The organism is Mycobacterium sp. (assembly GCF_035603715.1).
In the GTDB taxonomy this organism is placed as follows: domain Bacteria; phylum Actinomycetota; class Actinomycetes; order Mycobacteriales; family Mycobacteriaceae; genus Mycobacterium.
The window spans coordinates 1-10,261 of the sequence record NZ_DATNJW010000316.1; the positions used below are offsets into that span (position 1 = coordinate 1).

Below are 10,261 nucleotides of genomic sequence, written 5' to 3' on the forward strand. Positions count from 1 at the left end.
GGCATCTGGGGCGGCGTGGTGCCCGACGCGCTGAGCGTGCTGGTGCGACTGTTGGCCAGTCTGCACGACGACGACGGGAACGTGGCCGTCGCGGGTCTGCACGAAAGTATCGCCGCCGCTGTGGATTACCCGCCCGAGCGGGTGCGTGCGGAATCGGGCCTGCTGGACGGAGTAAGCGAAATCGGCTCCGGCTCGGTGCCGCAGCGGCTGTGGGCCAAGCCGGCGATCACCGTGATCGGCATCGACACCACATCCATTGCCGCATCATCGAACACGCTGATCCCGCGTGCCCGCGCCAAGGTCAGCATGCGGGTAGCGCCGGGCGGCGACGCAGCCGCGCACCTGGATGTGCTGCGCGCCCACCTGGAGCACCACACCCCCTGGGGTGCGCATGTGACGGTGACCCTCGGTGACGTCGGCCAGCCCTACGCCATCCATGCCGCCGGCCCGGTCTACGACGCCGCCCGGGCGGCGTTCCGGCAAGCCTGGGGGACCGAGCCGATCGACATGGGGATGGGCGGTTCGATCCCGTTCATCGCCGAATTCGCCGCCGCATTCCCGAAAGCGGCAATCCTGGTCACCGGTGTGGAGGACCCGGCAACGCAGGCGCACAGCATCAACGAAAGCCTGGATTTGGGCGTCCTGGAAAGGGCCGCGGCCGCCGAGGCGTTACTGCTGGCCAACCTGGATTGATCGGCACTTAATAGCCGACAACACTTACCCGTCGGCTGTGCGGTGCGCGATCTGGAAGACGTTGCCGAACGGGTCGCGGACCATGGCCCGCCGGTCGCCGTACGGTGTGTTGAACGGCGCCTCCAGGCTCATTGCTCCCGCGTTGAGGGCTCGGTTATAGGCCAGGTCCGCATCGTCGACGTACACATAGAGAAAAGCTGGAAACGGTTCGCGCTCGGTGGCTGAGGTCACCATGACAACAGAGTCACCAATGCGCACTTCGGTCGGACGCGCGGCTTGTACCTCGCCGACGGCGTCGAAGACCGTGCGCAAGAACTCGACCGCACCTGCGGCGTCGCTCACGACCATGCGCGGGGTAATCGAGTGAAATTCCGGCGGTCTGTCGACTTTCACGCTGTGGCCTCCTGCCGCCCCAAACCGCCAGGTCGCCCAAGTTCGTTCGTCCCGACTGGGTCGGAGCAGCGTATTGGACTAATTCGACACATGACAGTAGTCAACCGCCATAGGCTGCCCGGGGGCAGTCATTTCTACAGGTCAGAATAAATGGACGGTGGGTGCGGATCATCAAACTCGTCTTCGCTGCTTTCGCGGTGATCCTCACCGCGATCGTGGCCCCGCCGTCGCTGGCCCACGCTGACCCCGAAGGCGATTACATAGCGGAACTCCAACGGCGCGAGATCGACTACTCGACACCCACTGCGGCGATCAATCTGGGCAAGGCGTCGTGCCAAGCATTGCAAGGCGACGCCAATTTGATGGCGGTGATTAAGACCATCGAGGACAACGAGGGTTACACCAGCCGCGATACCGGGATCATCATTAGGGCAGCGGCGAACGCGTTCTGCCCCGACCAGTTGTCAACGGTCGAAGGCTTCATCGAAGATCACGGCGGGTAGCCGGCGCGGCACGCATCACAACAGCCCCGCCAGCAGCGACGGCAGGTCGGCAGCAAGCCCCGGCAGCTCGGCGGCGGGCATTGTCGCGGCTGGCAGCGACTCGAAAAAGAGCGAGGGCTCGAAGAAGCTCGGGCCTACCAACTGAACGAACCAGGTAGGGAAGTCGATTTCGTTACCGAACGGTGTGGTGAAGAATGCCTCCGGGGTGCCGCCGATGTCGTTGTAGACCAGGCCGAAAGAGTTAGCGCCGGTCGCGCCGGCCGACAGCGTGATAAAGAAGTCGTTGTACTGCTCCCCAATTGGGACGTTGCCCGTGATGTCCTGTTCGACGACGATGTGGTCGTTCGCGGTGAGCCACAGGGTGTAGTCCTGACGAACCACGCCCTCGAACGTCTCGTCCGGGGCGTTGAGCACGCTGAAATCCTGCTGCCACATCGTCCCGCCCACCCATGGGTGGCCGCCGTCATTGACGAAATTGAACCCCACGTCAATTGGCGTGGGTGCGCCGGGGTCTTCGCCCCCGGGGTCGGCGTGCGCCGTAGTTGCGGAGAAGGCCAAAGCGGCTAGCGCGCCCGTCAGGGCGACGGTGATGCGGATCATGGCTCGTTTCCTATCTCTCGCGCTTCGTCGATAGGAATCCTCACTCGGGCGCGGTAAGACGACTGCAGTAGCGCGGCACTGCATCAGGGCGTGGCTAAGCAACCAATGTGGCAATGCTGGCGGTGCTCGCTGCTGTCTCGCTTGTGCTGTGTCGCTCAGCTCCTGTCAATGCTGGGGGAGAACTCGATCCCCGGAATGCGCTTGTAGACCGACCGTCCCGCCGCATACTGCTTCTAGATGCAGCCACTCGTCCGCAGGAGACGCCAGCGTGAGCACGGAAGACACCCTGACCGGCGATGCCCGCAAGGCCAACCGCTACCACTTCGACCGCCACACCCCGGAGTACCGCGAGCGGTTCAACGCGATCACCGAAGAGATGCACGCCAGGTGCCCGGTGGCGTGGACCGACACCTACGACGGGCACTGGGTGGCCGCGGGCAGTCGGGAAGTGTTCGAGCTCGCTCGATGTCCGTACGTGTCCAACGACCGCGATGTGACCGGCGAAGGCACCGGGTACAGGGGCATCAACATTCCTCCGGTGGCGGATGGCACCGGCATCCGCGGCGGCATGCTGGAAATGGATGAGCCCGAGCACAGCGTCTACCGCACCGTCCTCAACCCGTACCTGTCGCCGGCAGCCGTCAAGCGCTGGTTGCCGTTTGTGGACGAGATCGTACGGGCAAGCGTCGACGAGAAGATCGAAAGCGGGCGGATCGATTTCGTCGACGATCTCGCGAACATCGTTCCCGCTGTCCTGACTCTGGCGATGATGGGCGTGCCGCTGAAGAAGTGGAAGCTCTACTGCGAGCCGGCCCACGCCAACGTGTACACGCCTGCCGATTCCCCAGAATTCCCAAGGGTTTTGGAGCAGTCGATAGCGATGGGGATGGACCTGTTGAACCACCTGTTGGAGATCCGCGAGAATCCGCGGCCCGGCCTGGTGGACGCGATGGCAAGACTCCAGATCAATGGTGAACCTGCCCCCGACATGGAATTGCTCGGGATGCTGACCTTGATCATCGGTGGCGGTTTCGACACAACAACGGCGCTGACCGCGCACGCACTCGAATGGCTGGGTAATAACCCCGAGCAGCGCGAATTGCTGAGGCGAGAATCGGAAGCACTGCTCGACCCCGCGACCGAGGAATTCCTGCGTTACTTCACGCCGGCGCCAGGAGACGGTCGCACCATCGCCGCTGATCTCGACGTCGCGGGCACGCACTTCAAGGAGGGTGAGCGCCTCTGGCTGTCCTGGGCGATGGCCAACCGTGACCCCGCTGTGTTTCCCGATCCGAATCGACTTGAGCTCGGCCGAAAGAACAACCGGCACTTCAGCTTCGGGCTTGGCATCCACCGCTGCATCGGCTCTAACGTCGCGCGCGTCGTGTTCAAATCGATGCTCACGGCCGTACTCGACCGGATGCCCGACTACCGCTGCGATGCAGAGGGCACCGTGCACTATCGGACGATCGGAGTGATCCAGGGCATGCAGCACCTTCCGGCCACCTTCACGTCCGGCAAGCGGCTGGGACCGGGGATCGACGAGACGCTGGAGAAGCTGCAGCGGGTCTGCGACGAACAGGGGATCGCCCGGCCGATCACCGAGTACAAAGAGGCAGCCGTCATCGGCTAGACGGACAGGTCGCGGCGCAGCTTGGCCACGTGTCCGGTGGCCTTGACGTTGTACTGCGCTTCGGCGATCTTGCCCTTCTCGTCAACGACGAATGTCGAGCGGATCACGCCCTGAACGGTCTTGCCGTACATCTTCTTCTCGCCAAAGGCGCCATAGGCCGTCAGCACCTTGCGCTCGGGGTCAGACAGCAGCGGAAACGTCAGGCCTTCGGCATCACGGAACTTGGCCAGCTTCTCTGGCTTGTCGGGGGAGATGCCGACGACGTCGAGGCCGGCCCCGTTGAGCTCGCTCAGGTTATCGCGGAAGTCGCAGGCCTGCTTGGTGCAGCCGGGTGTCGATGCCGCGGGGTAGAAGTAGACGATCACGCGGCGGCCCTTGTAGTCGGCGAGCGAGACTTTCTTACCGTCGGCATCAGGAAGGGTGAAAGGGGGCGCTTTGTCGCCCGGCGCAAGGCGTTCGGTGTCGGTCAAGGAGCTGCCTTTCTGTTCACCGGCAAGTGGGATGAGTACCGGCTGATCTAGGGTAGGTCGGCAGGCACCAACCTAGACCGAGCCTGGTCAGGGTTCGCCGACGACAGGGAGGACGAGAGTGGCGGAGCGGGATCCCGACACCATCAAGCAAGACATCGACAAGGCCCGCGACCAGCTCGCATCGACCGTCGACTCGCTGGCTGTGCGCGCCAATCCCCGCCGACTCGCCGATGACGCCAAAGCCCGGGTGATCGGCTTCGTCAAGAAGCCCGCGGTAGTGGTCTCGCTGGCCGGGATTGCAGCCCTTGCCGCCGCTTTGGCGGTACGCCGAATCCGCAACAAGTAACAGCTCATCAAGGACCGCTTCGAGCGAACCTTGTCTTCGCTCTTTTACTGACGCAATCCGGGCCGTGATTCAACGTCAAAAATGGCCTAATCAGGCGTCTGGCGCACCCTATTCTTGGGAGGCCTTGGAAACTCGGGGGACCGGAAACGACGGAGGTCGGATGACGGTAGCGACTACGTGTCGTACATGTGGCGCTGCGCCGCGCGAGGGCGCACGGTTTTGCGATTTTGCAGCTCCCTGACTGCACGGCAACCGGCCCCGCACGTTGACCACCGGCTAGCGATGGTCTTGAACCAAAACGGCGCCGGCCCCGTGATACCACTGGAAGGCTGGTTATGGACGTTCCGGAAACCAACCGGACACTGGTCGCTGCTGCGTTCGCGCGGCTGTCTGCGGAGGATCGGGCAATGGTTCGACGCGCGTATTATTACCGCTGGACAACCGCACAAATCGGCGCCGACCTGGGCATCGCCGAAAGCGCCGTGAAATCGCGGCTGCATCACGCGCTGCGAGCGCTGCAGCAAACCCTGCAGGAGATGGGAGTGGCACCATGACCGCCGTTTCGGGACAGGGAGGACCCGTTCCTGGACCGCGCGAACAAGACGGCGACAAGTACGCACACTGGGACGCTGCCTACGTGCTGGGGTCTTTGTCCGAGACGGACAAGCGTGAATTCGAGGCCCACCTGGACGAGTGCCCGACTTGTTGGGATGCGGTAAACGAGCTTGCCGGGATGCCCGCGCTGTTGTCGCTGCTCGACCTCGACGACATTGCCGACGAAGATGACCCGATAGCAGTTCGGCCGCCATTGCCGCAGCCGGATCTGATCGGTCGGCAGTGGGAAATGTCGGTCGTTGCAGGGTTACTGAAGCGTGCGATCGATGGCCATGGCGCGGTGGTCGGCGTAGTCGGCTCGGCTGGCATAGGCAAAAGCCGTCTCGTGCGCGAAGTTTCGGCAATGGCAGATGCCCGTGATGTCGACGTGTTCAGCGCCTTCTGCGAATCGCACACCAGCCAGATTCCCTTCCATACCGTGACGCGCCTGTTGCGCGCAGTCACCGGTGTCGAGAGTCTTGACCCACCCGCCGCGCGGGCGCAGATCCGGGCTCAGGCACCCGACGCGGCGCCTGAGGACTTACTGCTTTACGACGACCTGCTGGGCATCGCCGATCCCGAGGTGGAGCTGCCGAAGATCGATCCGGATGCTCGTCGGCGGCGGCTGACCACGTTGGTAAATGCGGTCTCGTTGGCCCGCCGGGCCCCAGCGGTCTTCGTCATCGAGGACAGCCACTGGATCGACGAGGTCAGTGAGTCGCTGCTGGCCGATTTCTTTACGGTCATGCTGCAGACGCCCTCCCTGGTGCTGATCACGCACCGGCCCGAATATCAGGGCGCTCTGACCCGAGTGCCAGGTGCCCAGTCTGTTGCCCTTGCGCCGCTGAGCGATTCGGAAACCGGGGGACTGGTGTCGGAGCTGCTCGGCCCGGATCCCTCGAATGGCGCGCTGAGCCAGAAGATCGCCCGGAGGGCCGCCGGCAATCCGTTCTTCGCCGAGGAAATCGTGCGCGAACTGGCCGAGCGCGGTGTGCTCCGCGGTGAGCCGGGTGCCTACCTCTCGGGCTCGGAGGTTGGCGACGTGAGCGTGCCGGTCACGCTGCAGGCTGCCATCGCTGCTCGCATCGATCGACTTGCGCCAATGGCAAAGCGCACCCTGAGCGCGGCGGCAGTGCTCGGTGCGCGATTTAACGTGGACATGCTGGCAGCGGTGGGCGTTGAAGCGGTCGTGGATGATCTGCTGGCCGCGCAGCTCATCGACCAGGTCCGCTTCGCCGGGCAACCGGCATACGTGTTTCACCATCCATCGATTCGCACGGTGGCCTACGAATTGCAGCTCGAATCGGATCGCGCCGAGCTGCACCGGCGCGCCGCGGCCGCCATCGAATCACGTAACCCGGCAGCAGGCGATGAAAATGCCGCCTTGATTGCCGAGCATCTGGAGGCGGCCGGCGATGGGCACGCTGCTTACGGCTGGCAAGTGCGGGCCGCAACCTGGGCGACCAACCGCGACATCGCCGCGGCATGGCGCAGTTGGGAGCGGGCCCGGACGATCGCCGACGCCCTACCCGCCGATGACCACGACCGGGCACCCATGCGCATCGCACCTCGCACCATGTTGTGCGGAATCGCCTGGCGAGTTAACGAGCATGCGACAGGCGCCCGTTTTGAGGAATTGCGCGAGTTGTGCGCCGCTGCCGGGGACAAGGCTTCACTGGCCATCGCCATGGCAGGGCGGGTGATGGATCACTTGCATCAGGCTAGGTTGCAGGAAGCGTCGCAGCTGGCATCGGAAGCGATGGCCCTCATCGAGTCGCTCGAGGATCCGAACTTGACGGTGGGCCTGTCCCTCGCGTCGATCTACGCCAGAGCTAAGTCCGCCGAGTGGCCTGACGCGCTGCGGTGGTCGCAGATGGTTATCGACCTGGCCGACGGTGATCCCTCAAAAGGCAACTTCATCATCGGCTCTCCGTTAGCGCTCGCCTTCACGACGCGGGCAACGGCCAGTTATTGCCTGGGACTTCCGGGATGGCGCGACGACCTGCGGCACGGCCTCGCCATGGCTCGCAGCACCGACCCGGTGTCCTACGCCACCGTTGTCACCTACGCCTACTCCGCGGCAATACCGCCGGGCATGCTGAGGCCCGACGATCGCGTGATGGGCGAGATCGAGGATGCCCTGCGAATTGCCGAACAATCCGGTGATGATGTCGCCGTGGCCATCTCCCGGATGACGCTGGGCATTGCGCTGGTGCACCGCGGTACGGACGCGGAGCGCGACCGGGGACGGCAAGTCCTGGCGGAGGTCGGCGAAGTGTTCTCACGCCGCGGCTTCTTCCTGGCCGAGTTACCTATCGTCGAAGTCTGCTTGGCTCGTGAGCAGGCTCAACGCGGAGATCGCGATGGCGCTATACCGCTCCTGCGCGTAACCGCCGACGGCCAGTTCCGCGAGGGACGCCTACTGGGGTGGAGCATTCCTGCGACGGGCGTTCTGGTGGAAACATTGCTCGATCGGGGGGCCGAGGGTGACTTGGTCGAAGCAGAGGCCGCGATCGAGCGGCTGGCGGAGGCCACGATCGAGCGGTTAGCGGAGGCCGACGGCAGTTTCGCGGTGCGCGAGATTTGGCTGCTGCGGCTGCGGGCCCGCCTGGCGCAGGCTCGCGGCGAGGCCGCTGCTTACGCGGACTTCCGGGATCGCTACCGCGACATGGCCGAGGCGCTTGGCTTCGAAGGTCATATCGATTGGGCCCAGGCGCTGCCGTGACGGCTGTGAACCCCGACTGCACGTGGCAAGCCGGTGCGCCCTGAGCCTTCAGGCAGCTTGAGTGACGGTGACGCTTCGGAAGTGCTCGATGCCGTCTTCGTCTGTCAAATCGTTGACGACTTCGGCCAATTTGGTTCTCACATCACCCGGCGAAGAGTATTGCGTGGTCGCTAGCTGACCATCGTCGAACTCGACTGTGATGAGGTAATGGCACATAGTCAACCTCCCGACGGTGCTCCGTTGGCTCAACGCTATCGCGAAACGGTCAAATCCGCCCTCTGAACAGCTGCGAACCTGCTGTAAGTTTCGTCAGCGCCAATTGAACATCCGTCGAAGCGCGGATTATCGCGCCGCCCTGGCGGCTTCGCGCCGAGCTTTCTCTTTTATGTGGGTCGAGCAGCAATGCACCATTTCGAGATGGTATCGGTCGCAGCAATATTGCGAACAATAAACTGAAGCGGCTGGGTGCCAATCCGGATTCGACAGGTCACGCCATCGGTCGCTCGGATCGAATCTGTGGCCGCAATGTACGCAAGTCTTGATCTTGACCTTGGTCTTGGTAGCCATGCAGGTCAGGGTACGCGCCATGGGCCTAAATCGCTGCTGATTTCAGATCGGCGGCGAGCCATCGACGTCTCGCAAAACACATGGCGTGCTACGCAGAGCATCGTCGTTTACGCCGGCGAATTAATTATTTTCTGAAACTAACTCAGCCGTCTTCGATACTCGCTGTCGCCGAAATCAGTCTCCCAGCGAAATCGCCTGTAGCCCATTACGTTTCCATGCCTTACTCCACAAGCGCTTTCGAGGGTGTTTCGCCTTAGGAACGCGGCCGTACCTATTCTCGCTCGACCGTCGCTTTGTGCTGCCGGCACGCGAGTAGTCCACCCCGGCGTCACGTCGTCGGCCAGCAAACTGATCAGATGCCCCACGACGAGCGGTGTGGCCACGCCCCGGGCGGGCGGCCCGGATCCGGCGCGACGGCGCGGCCCAGGAATGAACCCGGAAGCTATGACGTTCGGCTAGCGGTGGCGCACGCGAAGAAATGCCTTAATATCAGCCCGTCGGGCATTCCTAGTCGGGGGGCACGGTGGTTTTGAGGCTACTCAGGCGGGCATGGGTTCCACTCGTCGTGCTCGTGGCACTGATCGTCGGCGGCGTCGCGGTGATGCGACTCAACGGCGTGTTTCCTGGACCCGGCTTGCCCAAGCCGGATCCCCGGGATGCGACCCCGCCGTATGCGGCCAAGACCGCGGTCTACGAAATCCTGGGTCCGCCCGGGACGACCGGCGTCGTCAACTGGATGGATGCGGAGTCATTGCCGCAGAAAGCTAACTTCACGACCTTGCCTTGGTCGAAGACGATCGTCGCCGAGATGCCCGGCATCTTCGCCTATGTCGTCGCCCAAGGTGACGGGCCCTCGATCGGCTGCCGCATCACCGTCGACGGCAAACTGGTCGATCAACAACAGGCCAACACCCGGGACGCGCAGGTTTCCTGCTTGGACAAATCCGCGTGACCGACGAGACCAGCGGCGCGACCGACGACAACGACGAATCGAGCGACACGGACAAAATCCCCGTCGCGCAACGCACCGAAGTCGAGCACAAACCGCGGATAGCCCGCACCATCCGCGTTCTGGCGCTACCGATCGTCGTGATCTGGGTGTTGCTCGCGGTCGGCGTCAACGTCTTCGTCCCGCAGTTGGAGAAGGTCGCCGAGGAGATCTCGGTGCCGCTGTCGCCGTCCGACGCGCCGTCGGTGACGGGGATGAAGCATATCGGGGAGAAATTCAAGGAGTACGACTCCGACAACCTCGTGCTGGTGACCCTGGTCGGTGACAAACCGCTCGGCCCGGACGCGCACAAGTTTTACGACGAGCTGGTCACAAAGATCCAGGCCGACCACGAACACGTCGAGCACGCACTGAACTTCTGGGGACAGCGGTTCACGTCCTCGGGTGTGGAGAGCTACGACCACAAGGCCGCCTACGTTCAGGTCAACCTCAAAGGTGATCAGGGTGGGGCGGTCGGCGACGAATCCGTTGCCGCGGTGCGCAAGATCGTCGCGGACGCCAAGCCGCCGGCGGGAGTGCGGGCCTACGTCGCCGGCCAGGGAGCCCTGACCGCCGACGTGATCGTTGTCGGTGACAAGAGCCTGGCGAAGATCACGATCATCACGGTCATCGTCATCGCGATCATGCTGATGTTCGTTTACCGGTCCATCGGCACCGTGTTGCTGACCATGGTGATCCTCTTCGTGGGACTCGCGGCCGGCCGCGGCGTGGTTTCGCTGCTGGGCGAA

General features: G+C 63.7%; 10 protein-coding genes and 1 pseudogene. 8 read left to right on the top strand and 3 right to left on the bottom strand.

The genetic code is table 11. From position 1 onward, the window contains the following. Window positions 1-693 (top strand): M20/M25/M40 family metallo-hydrolase (locus VN856_RS13065; protein ID WP_325689630.1); only part of this gene is annotated, 693 nt, incomplete at its 5' end. 24 nt (window positions 694-717) lie between these two features. Here the strand turns inward: VN856_RS13065 and VN856_RS13070 are convergent. Next, window positions 718-1,086, bottom strand: coding sequence for a VOC family protein (locus VN856_RS13070; RefSeq protein ID WP_325689632.1), 369 nt, complete (start codon window positions 1,084-1,086; stop codon window positions 718-720). Window positions 1,087-1,247: 161 nt separating this feature from the next. Here VN856_RS13070 and VN856_RS13075 point away from each other — a divergent pair, with 161 nt between their 5' ends. Next, entirely contained in the window at window positions 1,248-1,589 is a 342-nt protein-coding gene (locus tag VN856_RS13075; protein ID WP_325689634.1) for a DUF732 domain-containing protein, read from the top strand. A gap of 15 nt (window positions 1,590-1,604) precedes the next feature. Here the strand turns inward: VN856_RS13075 and VN856_RS13080 are convergent, their stop codons facing one another. Further along, window positions 1,605-2,189 carry a hypothetical protein gene (locus tag VN856_RS13080; protein WP_325689636.1) on the bottom strand — a complete coding sequence of 195 codons (585 nt, stop codon included), beginning with the start codon at window positions 2,187-2,189 and terminating at the stop codon, window positions 1,605-1,607. Window positions 2,190-2,457: 268 nt separating this feature from the next. Here VN856_RS13080 and VN856_RS13085 point away from each other — a divergent pair, with 268 nt between their 5' ends. Then, a complete protein-coding gene (locus tag VN856_RS13085) occupies window positions 2,458-3,822 on the top strand; it encodes a cytochrome P450 (RefSeq protein ID WP_325689638.1) in 1,365 nt (454 codons plus the stop codon). Here VN856_RS13085 and bcp read toward each other — a convergent pair. After that, window positions 3,819-4,292, bottom strand: coding sequence for a thioredoxin-dependent thiol peroxidase (gene bcp / locus VN856_RS13090; protein ID WP_325689640.1), 474 nt, complete (start codon window positions 4,290-4,292; stop codon window positions 3,819-3,821). The genes VN856_RS13085 and bcp overlap by 4 nt on opposite strands. Window positions 4,293-4,410: 118 nt before the next feature. Here bcp and VN856_RS13095 point away from each other — a divergent pair, with 118 nt between their 5' ends. The 5 genes and pseudogenes from VN856_RS13095 to VN856_RS13115 all read left to right on the top strand — a co-directional run. Continuing rightward, a complete protein-coding gene (locus VN856_RS13095) occupies window positions 4,411-4,638 on the top strand; it encodes a DUF3618 domain-containing protein (protein WP_325689642.1) in 228 nt (75 codons plus the stop codon). Between the two features lie 356 nt (window positions 4,639-4,994). Further along, window positions 4,995-5,192 (top strand): annotated as a pseudogene (locus tag VN856_RS13100) (sigma factor-like helix-turn-helix DNA-binding protein); the annotation flags it as partial. After that, window positions 5,189-7,957 carry an AAA family ATPase gene (locus tag VN856_RS13105; RefSeq protein ID WP_325689644.1) on the top strand — a complete coding sequence of 923 codons (2,769 nt, stop codon included), beginning with the start codon at window positions 5,189-5,191 and terminating at the stop codon, window positions 7,955-7,957. The pseudogene VN856_RS13100 and the gene VN856_RS13105, both read left to right, overlap by 4 nt. Window positions 7,958-9,095: 1,138 nt before the next feature. Further along, window positions 9,096-9,476: an MmpS family transport accessory protein gene (locus tag VN856_RS13110; RefSeq protein ID WP_414686943.1), complete on the top strand. Its 381-nt coding sequence runs from the start codon at window positions 9,096-9,098 to the stop codon at window positions 9,474-9,476. Then, on the top strand, window positions 9,473-10,261 hold a 789-nt coding region (locus tag VN856_RS13115; protein WP_325689646.1), incomplete at its 3' end, for an MMPL family transporter. The genes VN856_RS13110 and VN856_RS13115, both read left to right, overlap by 4 nt.

Bases quoted from the DNA above. Each gene is read 5' to 3' on its own strand.
- VN856_RS13105 (WP_325689644.1), top strand. From the start codon at position 5,189: ATGACCGCCGTTTCGGGACAGGGAGGACCCGTTCCTGGACCGCGCGAA.
- VN856_RS13080 (WP_325689636.1), bottom strand. From the start codon at position 2,189: ATGATCCGCATCACCGTCGCCCTGACGGGCGCGCTAGCCGCTTTGGCC.